Genomic DNA, 20,574 nt, shown 5'->3' on the forward strand with positions numbered 1-20,574 from the left:
TAATTTTGATCTTAATAAATATGTTAAGCCCATTATAAGTTAGTAACCAAAAGAAATACTATGCAAAAAATTCCTAGTGTAGACTTACGTGATTTCCTGTCGGATGATTTGGCACGTAAACAAAAATTTGTAAATGAAATCGGCAAAGCCTACGAAGAAATTGGATTCGTAGCATTAAAAGGGCATTTTTTAGATGATGAATTAGTTGAAAATTTATATGGTGAAATAAGAGACTTTTTCAATTTACCTGTAGATATAAAATCAGCATATGAAATACCAGGTATTGGAGGTCAACGTGGCTATGTTTCCTTTGGAAAAGAACACGCCAAAGGACGTTCTGCTGGAGATTTGAAAGAGTTTTGGCATTTTGGTCAATACGTAACTAAAGATTCAAAATACGCTGCAGAATACCCTGATAACGTTTTGGTTAATGAATTAGAAAATTTTAATTTAACAGGTAAAAAAGCCTATCAAATGTTGGAAAAAACAGGTATATATGTGCTGCGCGCTTTAGCCTTATATATAGGTTTAGATGAACTTTATTTTGACAAATACATCACAGAAGGAAACAGTATATTACGGCCTATTCACTACCCACCTATCACAAACGAACCTCAAGACGGAGCTGTTAGAGCTGCGGCTCATGGTGATATTAACCTGATCACTCTTTTAATGGGTGCTCAAGGAAAAGGATTGCAAGTACAAAATCACAATGGAGAATGGATAGATGCAATTGCAGAATCTGATGAGTTGATGATTAATGTAGGTGATATGTTATCCCGTCATACCAATAATAAATTAAAATCTACAATACATCAAGTGGTCAATCCACCAAAAGAACTTTGGGGCAAATCCAGATATTCTATCCCTTTTTTTATGCACCCTGTGAGCGATATGAATTTAAATTGTCTTTCAGACTGTATAGACGAACAGCATCCTAAATTGTATGAAGATATAACTGCTGGTGATTATTTACATGAAAGACTTGTAGATTTAGGCTTGATTAAAAAATAATTTTAAGGCCTTAAAAAAAATAATTTAAAATAATTATGGATTTAAGTGAACAGTTAAAAAAACTATTTCCAGATCATGAAGTTTTTAATGAACCCGAAACTATCGAGGATAATAATCATGAATTATTTGTTCAAAAAGAACCTATGATTTGTAAATTTGAAAAAAGAAAAGGAAAACCAATTACAATAATAGAAGGTTATGAAGGAGATGAAGAAGATTTTAAATATTTAGCAAAAGAATTAAAAACTAAATTATCTGTAGGAGGAACCTTCAAAGAGGGAGCTATAATAATCCAAGGAAATTATAGAGACACAATCATGAAGCTCCTTCAGGATAAAGGATTTAAAACAAAACGTGTAGGCGGTTAAAATGCTTTAATAATTTAATAGTTAAAAAATTAATGTTACAAAACTCAGAACTTATTTTGAACCCCGATGGAAGCGTCTATCATTTAAATTTAAAGCCCGAACATATAGCTTCTGATATTATTTTTGTTGGTGATCAAAATCGAGTTGAAAAAATAACCAATCATTTTGATAGTATTGAGTTTTCCATTCAAAAAAGAGAATTTAAAACCCAAACCGGATTATATAAAGGAAAAAGATTAACCGTTATTTCAACAGGTATAGGACCTGACAATATTGACATTGTATTAAACGAGTTAGATGCTTTAGTTAATATTAATTTTACTACCCGTAGTCCTAAAAAAAACCTTACATCATTAAATATTGTTCGTATTGGTACTTCGGGTTCTATTCAAAAAGAAATACCTTGTAACAGCTTATTAATGAGCCAATATGGCATTGGTTTAGATAATATGCTTCGCTCCTACGCAATAGATACAATTTGTGAAAATGAAATAGAGCATGCGTTTATGCTTCAAACCGATTGGGATTTAAAAAAAGGCAGGCCTTATGTAATTAAATCAAGTAAAACGCTTCAAGATACTTTTGAAAGCGAATTTATTATAAAAGGGTTTACGGCAACATCTCCAGGGTTTTATGGTCCACAAGGAAGAATACTTCGTTTGCCTGTTCAAGATGAAAATTTAAACACAAAAATGAGTAATTTTAATTACAAAGGATTAAAATTAACAAATCTTGAAATGGAGACAACGGCTATATATGGATTAGGAAAATTATTAGGCCATCAATGCTTGTCTTTAAATGCTATTCTTGCCAACAGAGCTACTGGAGAAATCAGCAATAATCCTGAAAAAGTTATTGACGAGTTAATTAATTATACCTTAAACAAACTTATTGAATACTAACCAGTATGTTTTAAAAAATATTTCAGGTATATTTAAGATAAAAGAGAGGTCTGCAATTTAATAACCGAATATATTTAGAATAAAAAATTTCTTGTATTTGATATCCTTTTAATAAAAATTATTATTTTTTTATGAAAACAATAAAAATCGCTGGTGTACCCGAACATTTTAATTTACCCTGGCTTATGTGTATTGAAAATGGTGAATTTGAACAAGTTGGTGTCGATTTAAAATGGACTAATGTTCCTGAAGGAACGGGTAAAATGTGTCAAATGCTCAGAAATGGTGAAACAGATATAGCGGTAATTTTAACCGAAGGAATTGTAAAAGATATAAATGCTGGAAACGAATCTAAAATTGTTCAAGTTTACGTTCAAAGTCCTTTAATTTGGGGTATTCATGTAGATGTAAATTCGAAGTATAGCACATTAAATGATTTAAAAGATAAAACACCAGCTATATCAAGATATGGATCGGGTTCTCATTTGATGAGTATTGTAAATGCTGAAAATCAAAATTGGGATACAACTGCACTTAAATTTGAATTGGTAAATACAATTGATGGTGCTGTTGAAGCATTACGTTCGGGCAGAGCTGATTATTTTATGTGGGAACGATTTATGACTAAACCTTTAGTTGATGAAGGCGTTTTTAGAAAAGTAGCCGACTGCCCTAGCCCTTGGCCTTGTTTTGTTATTGCTGTTAGAAATGAAATTCTAGAAAAAAACGCAAATATTATTGGTCAAATTCTTGAAATTATCAATGTTACAACTGCAGATTTTAAATCAATACCGAGTATCGATAGATCTGTAGCATCAAAATACAATTTAAAACTTAAGGATGTTCAAGAATGGTTGGCTTTGACAAAATGGTCACAAAAAAAATTAGATGAAACTGCATTCCACAAAATTAAAAACCAGTTATTAGAACTAAAAATAATCGATAATGACATTAAATATGACCATGTTGTAAAAACATTTTTTTGAAAATTTTTTTAGGTATCAAAACCAATCAATAGGCTTTTTTCCATTTTTAATTAAATAAGTATTTGTTTTACTAAAATGTTGATTTCCAAACCATTTTTTATGTGAATGAGCAAAAGAGGGATGTCCGCATTCAAATACTTGATGTTTATTTTTATTAATTTTAGATCCTTTTTTTTGAGCAAAAGCGCCCCATAATAAAAAAACAACACCTTTTTTTTCTTCAGAAATTAAGTGAATAACTGCATCAGTAAAAAGATTCCACTTTAGAGTTTTATGGCTGTTAGGTGTGTCTTTTCTAACTGTTAACGTAGTGTTTAGTAATAACACACCTTGCTTTGACCAGCGGTCTAGATTTCCTGTATTTGGTAAAAAAATTGCATTTAAATCAGAATAAATTTCTGTAAAAATATGGCGTAATGAAGGAGGAATTTTTACACCATCATTTACAGAAAAACACAAGCCATTTGCTTCTCCTTCTCCGTGATAGGGATCTTGCCCAATAATTACGACTTTTACTTGGTCAAAAGAACACGAATTAAAAGCATTAAAAATAAATTCTTTTGGTGGATAACAAATAGATGACCTAAATTCATTTTCAACCTGAACGATTAATTCTTTAAAATAGTCTTTGTCAAACTCATTTTTAAGTTTTTTTTGCCAAGAAGTTGAAATATTCATTAACATATATTAAATTTTACCAAAAATATAAAATTCTTCTCAAATTAATCTACTATCCTTTGTAACTTTGTTACTCAATTCATCATATGATTTCGATTACTCAAAAAACACTACAGGATTTAGAATTCACAACCATTTTGGAAACTGTTTCCGAGAAATGCAATACGGAAATTGGAGTGCAAAAGGCATTACAAATTGTACCGTTTAAAGAAAAGTCAGAATTGATGGATTCTTTGAGCCAAACGTCTGAATATTTAGCGTCTTTTTCAAACAATAACACTATTCCAAATCACGGTTTTGAAAATTTAACAAAAGACATTGCGTTTTTACAAATAGAAGATAGTTTTTTAGAAGTTATTATCTTTAGAAAAATTGCTAACTTATCAGAAACAGCAAATTTTTTAATCAAGTTTTTTCAAAAATTTAATGATTATTATCCTAAATTAAATAAAAAAGCATCTGCAGTTGAGCATACCAAGTACATTATTCAAAAAATTGATGAAATTGTAGACAAACATGGTGAAATTAAAGATAATGCATCACCAGATTTAATTCAAATACGTAGAGACATAAATCTTGTTAGAGGAAAAGTAAACCAAAGTTTTGGTTTGGCCTTAAGCCAATATAATTCATTGGGTTATTTAGATGACATTAGAGAGTCGGTTGTTGAAAATAGAAGGGTTTTAGCTGTATTGGCCATGTATCGAAAAAAAGTAAAAGGATCAATATTAGGCAATTCTAAAACCGGTAGTATAGCCTATATAGAACCTGAAGCTACTTTGCGTTATTCGAGAGAATTAAATAATTTAGAATATGAAGAACGCGAGGAAATACAACGTATTTTAAGAACGTTAAGTCTTGAAATTAGGCCGTTTACCAATTTGCTTTTTCAATACCAAGATTTTCTTAGTGATATAGATGTAATTGCTGCAAAAGCTAAATATGCGTTTAAATTAAATGCTGTGTTGCCCGAAATTACAGATGAAAAACACTTGCTTTATAAAGATGCCTATCACCCTATTTTATATTTGAATAACAAATCAAAAAATCAAGTAACTTTTCCACAGACGATAGAATTAGAAAATACCAATAGAATTATTGTTATTTCTGGCCCAAATGCCGGCGGAAAAACAATTTCCTTAAAAACCATTGGTTTATTGCAGCTAATGTTACAAAGCGGTATGCTAATACCGGTGCATGAACGCAGTAAAACGTTTTTATTTGATCGAATATTAACAGATATTGGTGATAATCAATCGATTGAAAATCACTTAAGTACTTATAGTTATCGATTAAAAAACATGAACCAGTTTTTAAAAAAATGTAATGCAAAAACATTGTTTTTAATTGATGAATTTGGTACTGGTTCTGATCCTGAACTAGGTGGAGCCCTAGCTGAAACTTTTTTAGAAGAATTTTATCATCGTGAAGCTTATGGAATTATTACCACGCATTATAGTAATTTAAAAATTTTAGCAAATGAACTGCCCTTTGCAACAAATGCTAATATGCTTTTTGATGAAAAATCTCTTGAACCCTTATATAAATTACACTTAGGTCAAGCCGGAAGTTCATTTACCTTTGAGGTTGCACAAAAAAATGGTATTCCGTTTGGATTAATAAATCGAGCCAAAAAGAAAATTGAAAAAGGAAAAGTTCGTTTTGATAAAACGATTGCAACTTTACAAAAAGAACGTTCTAAATTAGAAAAAACATCAAATAATTTAAAAGAAGAAGAAACAAAAGCTCGTGAAGAAGGAAAAAAAATGGAAAGTATTAATATTAAAATTCAAGATAAATTAGAACGTTATCAAGAATTATATGATGCCAATCAGCGCCTGATTTATATGGGTCAAAAAGTAGATGATATTGCCGAAAAATATTTTAATAATAAAGATAAAAAAATATTAATAGGCGAATTGTTAAAAATTGTAGAAATTGAAAACTCAAAACGAAAGAAGGCAACCGTAAAAGAAAAAAAAGCAGCCGAAATTGTTAAACAAGTAATTATCAAAGAAGTTGAGATTAAAGTTGAAAAAATTAGAGTAGCAAAAAAAGAAAAGAAAATAAATGCTAAATTAGAAGCAGAATATATACCACAAATTGTTTTAAAAATAGGCGACAGAGTACGAATGAAAGAAGGTAAAGCTATAGGAACACTTGATAAGATTGAAAAAACAAAAGCAACAGTTAATTATGGTATTTTTATGTCTAAAGTAAATTTAACGGAATTGGTATATGTACAACCTGTGTAGTGACTTAGGTAATAAAAAAACTTTCTTTATCATCATCATAAATGAATGAAATTAATAACATAGCGCGTATACCTAAAGGCAAAAAAATTATTCTATTTGATGGTTTTTGTAACTTGTGTGACGCATCTGTTCAATTGATTATCAAAAGAGATTCAAAAGATATATTTAGATTTGTATCCTTACAATCAGAATTTGGAGAATTCATCATCAATCATATTGGAGTAAACCGCTTTAAAACAGATTCTATTATATTATTTGAACCTAATAAAGGTTATTACTGCAAGTCTCAAGCGGCTATTAATATTGCAAAACATTTAGGAGGATTATATCCCTTATTGTCATTATTTAAATGTATTCCTACTTTTATTTTGGATATTGTGTATGACTTTATAGCAAAAAACAGATACAAATGGTATGGTAAAAAGAGTCATTGTTTAATACCTAGTAACGAAATACTACAGAAATTTATATAAAAAAAACTCCTTATACAAATAAGGAGTTTTTTTGTTTAATATAAAAATCGCATTAGTTTTTTATAATTTTTTTAGTAGCTAAACCGTTATCAGTAGCAATGTTTAAAAAGTAAATACCCGCATTTAACTCAGAAATGTTTATTTCATTTCCAATTAAATTTACATTAATGCTCTTAACAGTTCTTCCGTTAATATCAGAGATGGTTAATGATGTAATGTTTAATAAATCCTTGTTTTCAATTACAAAAGAATTATTTACGGGATTTGGATAAACTCCTATTTTAGAATTAACAAAAGTATTATTTGATAAAACTTGTGTAACTGTAAAGTTATCAATAAAAAATGCATGAGTATTTCCACCGGTATTAATTGGATTTAAATTGTTAATACCAATATAATAAACACCAGTAGTTGCTGGAGTAAAAGTATATGTTTTTTCTGCAAAAGTTATTGCACTTAAAGCAGTTTCAGTAGCTACAACATAAGTTTGACCAGCAATAGTTTGAGTTGCGCCATATGTTACATTATAACTTGAAGTACTTGTAGTATTGTTAGCCGCTAAATAATTTCTTGCATATAATGAAATTGTAACTGCTTGTCCACCTTCTAAATTAATACCTCTTGAAATAGCAAATGCATTTGAAGCAGCAGTAGTACTACTTACTGCAGTTAATGCATATTGTCCTTCTTGTACTAATAATGAACCAGTTCCTCCCATATTAAAGTAAAAGGCATTTCCTGAAGTTGCTGCTGGTGCAAACCATCCAATATAACTTGGAGTAGTATGCTCAAATCCAGTATTGTAAGGTGGTGTAACTGGTTCAAAAACTGTATTAAAAGAAATTGGACCACTCCAAACACTATAAGAACCTGAACCACAATTTGTTCTAACATAAAAATCATAAACAGAATTTGGACTTAAAGAAGTTAATGAAACACTATTAGTAGCAGGGCTTAAAGTTGTACCCGAGCCTTGAGTAAAGCCATATATTCCATATTCAAATTCATATCCTGTTGGAGCAGATCCTGATGTTGGAGCTGTCCATCCAATACCAGCAGTTGTTGTTGTTGGTGCTGCTGTATAAGTAAATAGTGTTGGTACAAAACACGATTGAGCTGTAAAATTTATGTTAAATGAAAAAGATGTATTATCCCATTTATCATCCCAAACAATATAATACGTCGTTCCAGATAAAACAACAAGATCAGTTACAGCTGAGCGATAATCAGTATCACTTACGTCATCATTACCGGCAATACATACTAAGGTAGAACAGGTACCTGTATATATGCCTAACCTAGAATCTATACCCGTTGTTCCACCTGGGTTTATAGCAATTTCAGATGAGACTGACAATATACCATTATACGCTGGTGTGTAGGAATACCATTTTGCATTTGGTGTACTTGAACCAGACGTAAAACATAATGTTCCTGTAGGATATGAACCATCAATTAAACCTGAGACATAATCACCATTGGTTGTTATTGCAAGAGCAGTAGCACAAGTAGATTGTGAAAACACAGAAATATTTGAAAAAGAGAGCAATAGTAATAGTAGTAGTTTTTTCATAATAATTTTTTTAATATTTACTCAAAAATATAAAAAAATTCTTACAAAAAAGATTATTTATATATAAAGTTTAAGTTGCTTAGGTATTAGATAAAAAATAAGCAACCTAAACTTTATATTATTGGAACTAATTCTAATTTATTTTTTGTAATAATATACGAACAAATTAAAATCTAACTTATAAAAATACATTTATAAATAAATGCATTAAATAAGATTATTAAAAAAATCAATAAAAACACGAATACCTTTAGGTATATGCCTAAAGGTATTTAAGTACAAAAAAGAAAAAATTATGTTACAACTTTATGAATTAAAAAAGCATCTGCTATAACTAATGCGGCCATAGCTTCTACTATAGGTACTGCTCTTGGCAAAACACAAGGATCGTGTCGACCTTTACCTTGTTGCTCTCTAATTTGATTTGATGAAGTTAATACCTCTTGCTTCTGAATTAATGTAGCAACAGGCTTAAAAGCTATTCTGAAATAAATATCCATGCCGTTACTTATACCTCCTTGAATTCCGCCAGACAAATTTGTTTTAGTAGTACCATCTTCATTATGTAAATCATTGTGTTCACTTCCTTTCATACTTGCCCCACAAAACCCACTTCCAAATTCAAACCCTTTAACAGCATTTATAGATAACATAGCTTTTCCTAAATCAGCGTGTAATTTATCAAAAACAGGCTCTCCAAGTCCAATAGGTACATTTTGAATTACACATGTAATTGTTCCGCCTATAGTATCACCTTGTTTTTTAATTTTTTTAATTAAATCTTCCATTTTTTGTGCTGTTTTTTCATCAGGACAACGGACATCGTTAGATTCTATTTTCATAAAATCTAACTCTTGATAAGGTTTGTTTATAAAAATATCACCAACAGACGAAACAAAAGCTTTAATTACTATTTTAGGAATTATTTGTTTTGCAATTGCCCCCCCAACTACTCTACTGGCTGTTTCGCGAGCAGAACTTCTGCCTCCACCACGATAATCTCTTATACCATATTTTTGTTCATATACGTAGTCAGCATGACTGGGGCGATATGAATCTTTAATTTCAGAATAATCATTGGATTTTTGATTGGTATTTGGAATTATAAAACCAATTGGAGTTCCAGTAGTCTTTCCTTCAAAAATGCCTGATAAAAATTGTACTTCATCTTCCTCTTTTCGTTGGGTTACAATAGCTGATTGACCTGGTTTTCGCCTTTGCATTTCAACTCTAATAGCTTCAAAATTAAGTTCAATTCCAGGTGGACAACCATCAATAATTCCGCCAATTGCTTCACCATGAGATTCCCCAAAAGTTGTTAATTTAAATACCTTTCCAAATGTGTTTCCTGACATAATCTTTTACTTAATATACAAAAGTATAAAAATTATTAACAATAAAAGGAAAATATATAGTTTCTAATCTATATATTCGCCAAAACTCATACCATGAAAGTAAAATATTTATTAGTACCCATCTTATCACTATTGTTAACCTCTTGTAATTCTGATGAAGACCTTAATACTAATGATATAGTTCAAACTGCTTTACCTTTAATAGATTCTAATTATTGGACATATAATGTCAATAGTCAAACAACTAATTCAATACCAGAGACCTGGACAAGAGACTCACTTTATGTTGCCAATGATACATTAATAAATAATGTAACCCATAAAAAAATGAAAACATTACCAATTAATAATGGATTTTATTCTGGGTTTCTTAAAAACAATGGCTTACGTATTGACGGATCTTCTTTAAAATTATCAGGTTCTATAGGTATTTCGGCTGTACTTCCAGTTGATTTTAGTTTTTCGGTTACTGATTTTGTGATTTTAAAAGAGAATGCAACAAATGGCGAACAATTAAGTTCAACTTCGGGTAGTTTTATGCAAAAACTTGGTGGATATCCTTTAACTTTTGAATATACATTTTATTCAGAAGGAAATGGTACTATGGCTTCTTACACTTCTAATGGTATAACTTACAATGATATCACAAAATCAAAAGTAATTTTAAATTTAAAAATTACTACAAGTTTTTCAGGAATAACTGTGCCAATTATGAATGCTCAAGATGTATTAGTTTCATCTCAATATTACAGTAAAAATATAGGATTGGTATACAATCATACTGTAATTAATTACACCTTAAACTCAAATCCTTTATTACCTATTGATTTTCCTGAATCTGCTAATCAAATTGTGGAAGAGTTTTTAGATGTATATTTGTTAAATTAAAAAAGAAATATATAAATTTTAAAGTAGTTTTATTATGCTTTTTGATTGCTTAGTTCAATAGCTTGTGTATATACATTTTCATACATGGGTACAATATTTAGTATGTTAAAACGAGAGGCTACTTCTTTTGCATTTTTCTTAAATGTTTTTAATTTTTCATCATCAACTAATATAGAAATTGCATTTTTACTCATTGAGTCAACATCTCCTACATCACTTAAATATCCCGAATAACCATCGATATTAACTTCTGGCAAACCGCCCGAATTACTTGAAATAACGGGAACTCCACAAGACATTGCCTCTAAAGCGGCTAAACCAAAGCTTTCTGTTTCAGAAGGTAGTAAAAACAAATCTGAGTGGCATAATATTTTATCTATTTCTGAACTGTTTCCAAAAAAAACGACTTTATCATAAATACCTAAAGTGTTACATAAGTCTTCTGCCATTTGTTTTTCAGGTCCATCACCAACCATCATTAACTTGGCTGGTATTGTTTTTTGAATGTTGTAAAAGATCTTAACGATATCATCAATTCGCTTTACTTTTCTGAAGTTTGAAATATGAGTAATAATTTTTTCATTATCATGAGCCATTACATTTCTGCCACACTTTACCTCCTCGGTTAATGAAAATTTAGAAGGTTCAATGAAATTTGGAATCACAACAATTTCTTTTTTTATATCAAAAAGGCGATATGTTTCATCTCTTAAACTATTAGACACACTGGTTACAATATCAGATTTATTAATGCTAAAACTAACCGCTGGTTTATAATAAGGGTGATTACCAACCAATGTAATGTCGGTTCCATGAAGTGTTGTTATCATTGGAATTCTGATTCCCTCATCTTCTAACATTTTTTTTGCCATATAACCTGCGTAAGCATGAGGAATGGCATAATGAACATGTAAAACTTCGATCTTATATAATTTCACCATATCTACTAATTTACTAGATAAAGCTAATTCATAAGGTTGATATAGAAATAATGGATATTCGGGAACGTGTACTTCGTGATAATGTAAATTATTATTTAACAAGGCTAAACGTACAGGTTGGCTATAGGTTATAAAGTGTATTTCGTGTCCTTTTTTGGCCAACTCTAAACCTAATTCGGTTGCCACAACACCACTACCGCCAAAAGTTGGATAACAAACAATAGCAATTTTCATTTCATATATAATTTGGCATAAAATTACTATTAATAAAAATAACAGTAAACAAAAGTTTGTTAAATTATCTTTTATACTTTAATTCATAAGTTTCAATCCATTGTTTTACTGATATTTTTTGTACTAATTCTCCAATTAATTTAAATGGTATTTGATTCATTTTTTTGAAACGGATACAACTTTTTCCCATATCTAATTTAGTGCTGCAATGTTTTGGATATTCTGTTGTAAACCAATTTAATAATTTAGAATTAGCGTAAATTCCCATGTGATACAAATTGATGCTGTTTTTTTGAGAAGCAAAATTCATAAATGGCAAAGGCAATTTTGGGTTGCAATGGTAGCCGTTAGAATATATTTTAAAAGGAACAACATAGCCAATCATTCCATAACTCATTTGTTCTTGAAAACCTTTAGGTAAATTATCGTTAATTACTTTTCTTAATTCAGTAATGGCTTCTGCCCTATCTAACGGTAAGTTTTGTATATATTGGTCTATTGTTAAAGCTTGTAAAGTCAAAACTATAATTTGGAGTTGGTGTATAATTAAATTCGTGATTGCAATTTTTACATTTATATTCAGTCCTTCAATTTATTCAATAATACTTTCATAAATAACCTTTTGAATATTTTCTCTGATGTTGTTTTTTGACAAACTATTGGCAGCATTAGAATCGGGATAAGTTCGGTTTGACAAAAATACATATACAATATCTTTTTCAGGATCAGCCCAAGCCATTGTTCCCGTAAATCCTGTATGTCCAAAACTCTGCATTGAAACACATCCACATGTGGCACCCGATGTTCCTAATTGTGGTTTATCAAAGCCTACGCCTCTTCTATTGTCTTTATCACAAAAATAACAAGTGTTAAAAGTATTCATCGTTTTTTCAGAAAAAAAACGAGTATTTCCATATTTACCCTTTTGTAAATACATTTGCATTATTTTTGCTACATCTAATGCATTTGAAAATAAGCCTGCATGCCCTGATACTCCTCCTTGCATTGCCGCTGTCATATCATGAACATTTCCTTGAATGGTTTGGTATCTAAAATAATGATCTTCTTCAGTAGGGATTATTGTATTGGGGTTAAATTTCTCAAGTGGTTTAAACGTTGTATGATTCATTTCTAATAATTTATAGAAACTTTCTTCTGCTAAAATATTTAATTTTTTGTGTGTTTTTAGTTCTAGATATTCTTTGAGTAAAATGAACGAAAAATCACTGTATTTATATTTTTTTGTTGGCAGTAATTCGCTTTTTGCAATTTGCTCTACAATGCTATCGTTATAATCTTTTCGTAAATATAAATTTTCTGCTACTTTAAATGGAAATTCAGTTGAAGAATATGGACTATAGTATAAAGAATCTGGCTTGCTATTTTTGTCTAAAGTATTTTTATAAAAAGGAAGCCAAGGTAAAAATTGAGCTTGGTGTGTTAGCATATCTAATAATGAAGCATTTTCTTTATTACTTCCTTTAAAAAAAGGCAACATCTCTGATAATGTAGTATTTAATTTAATTTCATTTTTATCAAATAATTGCATCACAGCCGGAAGTGTTGCTAAAATTTTGGTTAAAGAAGCAACATCATATAAATCATCATTTTGAACAGGAAGACTGTTGTTATAAGTGTGATTTCCAAAAGATTTTTGATAAATTACCTTTCCTCTTCTGGCAATAAGAATTTGAGCTCCTGGTGTCATTTTTTTATCGATTGCCATCTTTACAATTGAATCAATTTTGTATAGATTAGCCCCGTCAATCCCTTGGTTTTTTGGAGTATCATATCCTAAAACATTAATTTTTTTAGTTTCTATTCCATCTCCAATTATAAATCTTTCATTGATTGAAACAGGTATTTTTCCTATTGATTCTTTTAGTCCAAAAATTATGTCTGGTACAATTTTTTGTGTAAAATTATTATTTTGATAGGCTAAAACCAAACCTTCAATTTCATTATATTCTAGTGTAGAAGGTAATGAATAAGGTCGCGTAAAAAATACAACTATGGTCTTTTTTTCTTTTGATATGGTATTAATCCACTCAATTTCTTTATTTGTTAGGCTATTTTTTTTCCAAATATTATCGTCTTTATGAAAGCCTATGATAACTTTCGAATATTCTTTTAAATGTTCAAGAACCGCTTCTAAATCATTTTCTGTTACATCATAAACGTTAGTAAACGAATTTAATTTTGTAATAAAAGTAGCATTTGAATCATCTCCTAATTTAAGGTATGCAATTTTTTCATTATTTGCTTTTAGAGGAATAATATCGTCTTTATTTTGAAGTGTTGTTATTGCGTTTTGAAAAAGTTTTTCGTTTAAAACTTCATACGCCTCCTTATTTAAATCCTCAACTAAATTATTGATCTCAATAGGCTTATAGTTTTTTAAACCCGCTTTAAATTTGTATTTTAATATTTTTTTAACCGAATGTTCCAATCGTTTTTTAGTTATGATGTTCGAATCATATGCTTCTTTAAATTTCAAAACAGCTTTTGGAACATCTTCAGCAAAAAGCAAAACATCATTACCTGCCAAAAAAGCGGCTAAATCAATATCTCCTGGTAATTTAAAGTTACTTGCTCCTTTCATGTTTAATGCATCAGTAAAAATTAATCCGTTAAATTTTAATTTGTTTTTTAGTAAATCGGTTACAATTTTATAGGATAACGATGAAGGTAAATTTTCTTGTGGTTCTAAATTGGGCACGTTTAAATGGGCAACCATAATACTAGCTAAACCATTTTTTATAAGTTTTTTATAAGGATACAGTTCAATACTATCAATACGTTTGCTTGTAAAGTTTACTCTTGGTAAAGTATGATGCGAGTCTGAAGACGTATCACCATGGCCTGGAAAGTGTTTTGCAGTAGCAAATATGCCCTTGCTTTGTAAGCCTTTCATGTAAGCTAAAGATTTGTTGGCTACATTTTCTTTTGCTTCACCAAAAGAGCGATTGCCTATTATAGGGTTGTTTGGATTTGTATTGATATCAACCACTGGAGAAAAAGTAAAATGTATACCCATCCGTTTTGATTGTTCTGCCATTTGCTCTCCCATTTTTTCAATAAGAGAATTGTTTTTAATAGCGCCAAGCGTCATATTCCAAGGATATTTATATGTAGAGTCTAAGCGCATACTCATTCCCCACTCTGCATCAATACCTATAAACAAGGGAATATTAGATTCTGACTGAAATCTGTTGGTTAATATAGCTTGTCGAACAGGCCCACCTTGAAAAAAAATAAGGCCACCAATTTTATATTTAAGTATTAAACTATCAATTTCTGTATGATAATTTTCATTTTTATTTGAATAAGCAGCAACCATAAAAAGTTGTCCCACTTTTTCTTCAAAAGTTAACTGTTTGTATATACTATCGACCCAACGTTCTTCTAAATTAATATCTTTAAATTGTTGTTTTTCATGTTTCGAATAAAGCAACGGTTTATGATATAATAAAAATAACGAAAGGAAAAAAGAGATAAAGAATAAATTATATTTTAACATGTTTTATGTTTAAAAGAACCTACTGTGCCAACTTTCACTTGCTGGTATTTCCCAAAAATCTTGCCATTCTTCAATTGTATTTACTAAATTATTAAAAACAATTGTATTTTCTGAAACGGATTTGCTTTTTGCCAATTGCTTAAATTCAATTAAGGTTTTAAATGCAATAAATTCTCCTGTTTTATAGGTTACATTCATTTTGTCTAATAAATCAATAGTGTATTTTTGTTCTAAATCTTGTATGAATTGAACTGATGTGTCAATAGAACAGCCTGTTGCCGCTTTTACATCTTGATTTACCGCAAAAATTATAAATCTATTATATTTTATAATGTAAGATGCCTCTAGAGGTTCTCCATGAGCAGACCAGTTTTCAATAAATTCTTTGGCATTAATTGTTATTTCGGTAACTTCATTTTCAGATAGTTTTCTGTTTGACTGATATATCCAAATTTTAGAATGTTCTGGTAAGTCTTCAAAAGGTATATACATTGTTTTTGTTTTGGATTATAAGTAATTATTATAAGATACTAAAATAGTTTAACAACCATTTACTAGTACATTAAACTACAAGTCTTGTGCATTGGCTATTAATTCAGCAATATCTAATACTTTTACGGAACCTTCTTTTTCTTTTAGTTTAACCCCGTCTGTCATCATGGTATTGCAAAATGGACATCCAGCTGCAATTATATCTGGTTTTGTTTCTATTGCATCTTCTGTTCGTTCAATATTAACTTCTTTGTTTCCCGGTTCGGCATCTTTAAACATTTGGGCTCCACCAGCTCCACAACAAAGCCCATTTGCGCGCGAGCGTTTCATTTCAACTAATTCTGCATCTAATTTTAAAATTAATTCTCTGGGAGCTTCATATACATTGTTTGCTCGGCCTAAGTAACATGGATCATGAAAGGTAATGCGTTTTCCTTTAAATTGTCCACCTTCAATTGTTAACCTTCCATCGTCTAGTAGCGATTTAAGAAATTGAGTATGGTGCATAATTTCATATTGACCACCTAATTCTGGGTATTCATTTTTTATAGTATTGAAACAATGTGGACATGCAGTAACAATTTTTTTTATTGCGTATGAATTCATTACTTCAATGTTCATCATGGCTTGCATTTGAAACAAAAATTCGTTACCTGCACGTTTTGCTGGATCTCCTGTACAACTTTCTTCTGTTCCTAAAACAGCAAAATCAACTTTAGCACGGTTTAAAATTCGAACAAAAGCTTTTGTAATTCTTTTAGCTCTATCGTCAAAACTTCCCGAACATCCTACCCAAAATAAAACTTCGGGTTGTTTTCCTTGAGCCATCATTTCGGCCATTGTTGGTACTACTAAATTTTCCGACATATTATTAATGGGTATAATTATTCGATTACAAGGTATATATTGTGGTATTTTATGTTAGTGTTGTCCATCATCAAAAACTTGAATGGTAACTTCTTTATCAATTAAATCCGTAAATTTACCTCTGTATCTTGTTGCTTTAACTAAATGATTATCAATCCAATGATAGTTTCCACCGCGTGGTTTACCCATGACCATTCCATGATATTTAAAACCATGAAGCTTTAGCCAATCTTCGGTTGCTGATCTGTGTTCTTCTGTTCTTGAAGTAAAAAAGAAAATAATGTGACCTTCATCATACCAGTTGTTTAGCGTTATTAAGGCATCAGGATATACTTCTGCTGTTGCCATTCTTTCTGGCTCTTCATTTGGTATATCATCACAGATTGTTCCATCAATATCAATTAAATAATTTTTAATTCCTTCTGCTAAAATTGGACTTAATAATTCTCCGTTGTGAGATATACTTTTCAAATTTTTGTCAATACTTTCTTGTTTCATCTTTGTTTATTAATTGTTTCAAATTTTTAGCATCATTTACCTTAATGATGTTTCTAGAATATATCAGTTTAGTTTTCGTCTTTCCAGTTTAATCTGTCTTGTTGATTGTATTGCCATGGTGCACCATTATTTTCAATGTTAGACATCATGGCATTTAATGACATTGGTGCGGCACTTTTTTCCATAACCAAGTATCTTCTCATTTCTATTATGATAGACAAAGGGCTAATGTTAACAGGGCACTCCTCTACACACGCATTGCATGAAGTACATGCCCAAAGCTCCTCGGGAGTTATATAATCGTTTAATAACGATTTATGATCATCTATAAAAACACCTTTGTTTAGATCTATATTTTTACCAACTTCTTCGAGTCGATCTCGAGTATCCATCATTATTTTACGAGGAGATAATTTTTTACCCGTTTGATTTGCAGGGCAGGATGAAGTACATCGACCACATTCTGTACATGTGTATGCGTTTAACAATTGTACCCAATTTAAATCTTGTACATCACTAGCACCAAATTTAGCAGGTATTGCATCAGGGTCTAACGGAGCAGCGTAAGGGTCTGCACTTGGATCCATCATTAATTTAACTTCGTTGGTAACACTTTCAAGATTATCTAAAGCTCCTTTTGGGTTTAAATCTGCAAAATACGTATTAGGAAAAGCTAATAAAATATGTAAATGTTTAGAAAAGTATAAATAATTTAAAAAAATAAGTATTCCAGTAATATGAATCCACCAAGTTGTACGTTCAATTATATGGAGGGTTGATTCTGAAAAATTTGAAAAAAGTGGTGCAATAAATTGAGAGATAATATTACCCGAATTTTCAGATTGAAAATGAACATCGGTAGCATTCATTACTAAGAACAAGGTCATTAAAACAACCTCAAAATATAAAATGATATTCGCATCATTTTTTGACCAACCTTTCATTTCTGAATTCCAAAAACGTTTAAGTTTGGTTATATTTCTTCTGATCCAGAAAATTATTACTGCTACTAAAACTAATACTGCCAGTATTTCAAACGAGGCAATTAAAAAATAATATAAGTTACCTAAAATTGAAAATATGCGATGCGTACCCAATAATCCATCAATAATGATTTCTAATACTTCAATGTTAATAATAATAAAACCAACATATACAATGATATGTAAAATACCAGCTGTGGGTCTTTTGATCATTTTTGATTGGCCTAATGCTATCATTGCCATATTTTTCCATCGATCTGATGAATTATCGCTTCGATTAACATCTTTCCCTAATTTTATGTTTCGAATTAGTTTTTTTACGTTCCAAGTAAAATAACCAATACCAATGGATAAAATAATTGCAAATAAAATATTGTCTATATAATTCATTTAAATAAATTTATTCGTTGCTAATCTCATTTACTGAAGGAGCAATATAAGGTTTTTCTTTTTTTCCAAAAACAGATATATTTACATACCTTGTAGGATGCAAACGTAAATCTTGTAACAATAATTCTAATTCTTTCGATGCATTAGTAAAGTTTGTATACATTTTTTCGTCGGTCATTAGCTTACCCAATGAGCCATTGCCTGATTCTACATTATACATTAGTTTATCAACTGACGTGAGCGTATGTTCAAATTTTTTAATTATAGAACCTATATTGTTTTTGGCTAATGAATCTGACATAGAAGCAAAATTTGCTGCTGTTTTATCAAAATTAGAAATAGTTGAATTTAATTTGGTTTTGTTTTCAGAAATCATTTGATTAGCCGAAACAGAAATTTGACCAAATTGAGTTAAGGTTTTATTTAGTTCGGTAATACTACTTTTAAGATTGGCTTGAGTAGAAATGTCTAACACTTGATTCATATTAACTAACATTTTGTTAGCGTTATCTAATAGCATTTCAATTTTATCTTTTAAAGGTGCCAATTGAGAGGATAGCTCATCTGTTAGGCCTAACTTAGATGATGATTTTAAAAAATCATTGTCTTGGATAATATCGGTTCCTATTCCTGGTAAAATAGCTATTTGTTTTCCTCCTATTGGGCTTGGAGCATAAATTTGAGCTATGCTAGATTTTGATATGCTATAGCCTCCTTTAATTTGAATTTCTACAATTGAATTCCAATTTTCATCTAATGTAATATCAATAACCTTTCCAATAATTTTTCCATTTATTGTAACAACTGAAGAACTTGATAAACCCTCAACATTTTCATATTTAACAAAAAGGGTTTTATAGTTTACAAATAAATCATTTCCTTTTAAAAAGCTATAACCCCAGATGAATAATAAAATGGATGATATTACCAGTATAGCAGTTTTAATTTCTCTTGTTGGTTTCAATTTTTTTTCTTTTTTACAAATTTATTATTTATAAACTATAAATTCAAGTTTATTTTAAAGCTTCTGACATATTTATTTTTTCACCATTTTTAAAGGCAACTATAAAAGCTGATTTATATCCTTTTGTTTTTGCAATTTTTAAATTTGTGCTAGCCTGTTCATATGACATAGTGTTTTCGTAATAATACTTATAGGTGTTCGATTTTTTTTCTTTGCTTATTTGTTCTAAACCATTGAAATTATAAGATTTAGTGTCTAAATTGTTTTTGCTTGACGCTATTTGAACTTTAAAAACGATGGTGTCATCAATTGAGGTGTTATCTGTTTTTGTAGTAGTTTTAGGTTCGTTAATTAAAGTAGAAACTGTTGGAGTGGCAAAAAATTCTAGCTTGTAATCAATTATAGATTTTGCTATTGCTTCGGCTAATATATTTTGTCCACTTTCTGAATTTAAAAAAGCACCTTCATTAATATTTGAAACAAACCCCATTTCTATAAGCACCCTAGGCATTGTTATTTTTCTAAGAACTAAAAAACCAGCCTCTTTAACTCCTCTATTCTTAGCAGATGTTTTTTTTGTAAATGCCTGTTGAACTTTTGAAGCTAATTCAACACTTAACTCTCTATATTCTTCTTGAAGTATGGAAATCCCTATAACAGACTCAGGTGAGTTAGGGTCAAATCCTTCGTATTTAATTTCATAATTATCTTCATATGTAATTACAGAGTTTTCGTTTTTTGCTACTTCAAGGTTTGAGGCATTTCGAGTAATTCCCATTACATACGTTTCGTTTCCAGAAGCGTTTATGTTTTTATTAGCATTGCAATGCATGGAAACAAAAATATTGGCTTTGGATTTGTTTGCAATTTTTGCTCGATCATCTAATTCCACAAAAACATCTTTATCTCTTGTATAAATTATTTCTATATTATTTTCATTTTTTAAAATAGCACCAACTTTTAATACTATATTTAAAGAAATGTTTTTTTCTATATTTCCATGGTATGTTGAACCGGGATCTTTTCCACCATGTCCTGCATCTAAAACCACTTTGAATTTAGAATTTTGAGCCGTTACAGAGGTGGTAATCAAAACCAATAAAACCAATATTAGAATGTTACTATTTAAAATTTTCATAAATAAAATATCGTGTATGTTATAATTTTACTAACTGTATAATTTTTTAAAAAAA

19 protein-coding genes are annotated in these 20,574 nt (G+C 29.9%); 7 read left to right on the plus strand and 12 right to left on the minus strand.

The annotated features are described in order from the left end of the window. Window positions 1-60: 60 nt before the first annotated feature. From AABM47_RS06430 to AABM47_RS06445, 4 genes are all read left to right on the plus strand, one after another. On the plus strand, window positions 61-1,014 hold the full coding sequence (locus AABM47_RS06430; RefSeq protein ID WP_338410102.1) for a 2-oxoglutarate and iron-dependent oxygenase domain-containing protein: 954 nt from the start codon (window positions 61-63) through the stop codon (window positions 1,012-1,014). A gap of 35 nt (window positions 1,015-1,049) precedes the next feature. Next, entirely contained in the window at window positions 1,050-1,382 is a 333-nt protein-coding gene (locus AABM47_RS06435; RefSeq protein WP_338410103.1) for a translation initiation factor, read from the plus strand. 32 nt (window positions 1,383-1,414) lie between these two features. After that, on the plus strand, window positions 1,415-2,284 hold the full coding sequence (locus AABM47_RS06440) for a nucleoside phosphorylase (RefSeq protein ID WP_338410104.1): 870 nt from the start codon (window positions 1,415-1,417) through the stop codon (window positions 2,282-2,284). A gap of 131 nt (window positions 2,285-2,415) precedes the next feature. Further along, a complete protein-coding gene (locus AABM47_RS06445) occupies window positions 2,416-3,270 on the plus strand; it encodes a substrate-binding domain-containing protein (RefSeq protein WP_338410105.1) in 855 nt (284 codons plus the stop codon). 15 nt (window positions 3,271-3,285) lie between these two features. Here AABM47_RS06445 and ung read toward each other — a convergent pair whose 3' ends face one another. Then, complete coding sequence (ung, locus tag AABM47_RS06450; protein ID WP_338410106.1) at window positions 3,286-3,954, minus strand: uracil-DNA glycosylase; 669 nt, start codon at window positions 3,952-3,954, stop codon at window positions 3,286-3,288. 80 nt (window positions 3,955-4,034) lie between these two features. On the opposite strand from ung, the gene AABM47_RS06455 reads away from it, so the two are divergent. Both AABM47_RS06455 and AABM47_RS06460 read left to right on the plus strand, forming a co-directional pair. Further along, a complete protein-coding gene (locus AABM47_RS06455; RefSeq protein ID WP_338410107.1) occupies window positions 4,035-6,203 on the plus strand; it encodes a DNA mismatch repair protein MutS in 2,169 nt (722 codons plus the stop codon). 59 nt (window positions 6,204-6,262) lie between these two features. Then, on the plus strand, window positions 6,263-6,676 hold the full coding sequence (locus tag AABM47_RS06460; RefSeq protein ID WP_338410125.1) for a DCC1-like thiol-disulfide oxidoreductase family protein: 414 nt from the start codon (window positions 6,263-6,265) through the stop codon (window positions 6,674-6,676). Between the two features lie 52 nt (window positions 6,677-6,728). Here the strand turns inward: AABM47_RS06460 and AABM47_RS06465 are convergent, their stop codons facing one another. Then, a complete protein-coding gene (locus AABM47_RS06465) occupies window positions 6,729-8,249 on the minus strand; it encodes a T9SS type A sorting domain-containing protein (RefSeq protein WP_338410108.1) in 1,521 nt (506 codons plus the stop codon). 293 nt (window positions 8,250-8,542) lie between these two features. Continuing rightward, window positions 8,543-9,604, minus strand: a complete 1,062-nt coding sequence (aroC, locus tag AABM47_RS06470) for a chorismate synthase (protein ID WP_338410109.1) — start codon at window positions 9,602-9,604, stop codon at window positions 8,543-8,545. A 93-nt stretch (window positions 9,605-9,697) separates the two neighbouring features. On the opposite strand from aroC, the gene AABM47_RS06475 reads away from it, so the two are divergent. After that, on the plus strand, window positions 9,698-10,492 hold the full coding sequence (locus tag AABM47_RS06475) for a hypothetical protein (RefSeq protein ID WP_338410110.1): 795 nt from the start codon (window positions 9,698-9,700) through the stop codon (window positions 10,490-10,492). Between the two features lie 32 nt (window positions 10,493-10,524). Here the strand turns inward: AABM47_RS06475 and bshA are convergent, their stop codons facing one another. From bshA to AABM47_RS06520, 9 genes are all read right to left on the minus strand, one after another. After that, window positions 10,525-11,667, minus strand: coding sequence for an N-acetyl-alpha-D-glucosaminyl L-malate synthase BshA (bshA, locus tag AABM47_RS06480; RefSeq protein ID WP_338410111.1), 1,143 nt, complete (start codon window positions 11,665-11,667; stop codon window positions 10,525-10,527). Between the two features lie 64 nt (window positions 11,668-11,731). Further along, window positions 11,732-12,187, minus strand: a complete 456-nt coding sequence (locus tag AABM47_RS06485; protein ID WP_338410112.1) for a DUF1801 domain-containing protein — start codon at window positions 12,185-12,187, stop codon at window positions 11,732-11,734. Between the two features lie 72 nt (window positions 12,188-12,259). Further along, window positions 12,260-15,187, minus strand: a complete 2,928-nt coding sequence (locus AABM47_RS06490; RefSeq protein ID WP_338410113.1) for a glycoside hydrolase family 3 N-terminal domain-containing protein — start codon at window positions 15,185-15,187, stop codon at window positions 12,260-12,262. Window positions 15,188-15,196: 9 nt separating this feature from the next. Next, window positions 15,197-15,679 carry an ABC transporter ATPase gene (locus AABM47_RS06495; protein WP_338410114.1) on the minus strand — a complete coding sequence of 161 codons (483 nt, stop codon included), beginning with the start codon at window positions 15,677-15,679 and terminating at the stop codon, window positions 15,197-15,199. Between the two features lie 75 nt (window positions 15,680-15,754). Then, window positions 15,755-16,546, minus strand: a complete 792-nt coding sequence (locus tag AABM47_RS06500; protein WP_338410115.1) for a (Fe-S)-binding protein — start codon at window positions 16,544-16,546, stop codon at window positions 15,755-15,757. 54 nt (window positions 16,547-16,600) lie between these two features. After that, complete coding sequence (locus AABM47_RS06505) at window positions 16,601-17,044, minus strand: phosphoheptose isomerase (RefSeq protein WP_338410116.1); 444 nt, start codon at window positions 17,042-17,044, stop codon at window positions 16,601-16,603. Window positions 17,045-17,112: 68 nt separating this feature from the next. After that, complete coding sequence (locus tag AABM47_RS06510) at window positions 17,113-18,417, minus strand: (Fe-S)-binding protein (protein WP_338410117.1); 1,305 nt, start codon at window positions 18,415-18,417, stop codon at window positions 17,113-17,115. Window positions 18,418-18,427: 10 nt separating this feature from the next. Then, complete coding sequence (locus AABM47_RS06515; protein ID WP_338410118.1) at window positions 18,428-19,381, minus strand: MlaD family protein; 954 nt, start codon at window positions 19,379-19,381, stop codon at window positions 18,428-18,430. A 49-nt stretch (window positions 19,382-19,430) separates the two neighbouring features. Further along, a complete protein-coding gene (locus AABM47_RS06520) occupies window positions 19,431-20,519 on the minus strand; it encodes an N-acetylmuramoyl-L-alanine amidase (RefSeq protein ID WP_338410119.1) in 1,089 nt (362 codons plus the stop codon). Between the last annotated feature and the right edge of the window lie 55 nt (window positions 20,520-20,574).

Origin of the sequence: uncultured Flavobacterium sp. (genome assembly GCF_963925415.1) — a bacterium.
In the GTDB taxonomy this organism is placed as follows: domain Bacteria; phylum Bacteroidota; class Bacteroidia; order Flavobacteriales; family Flavobacteriaceae; genus Flavobacterium.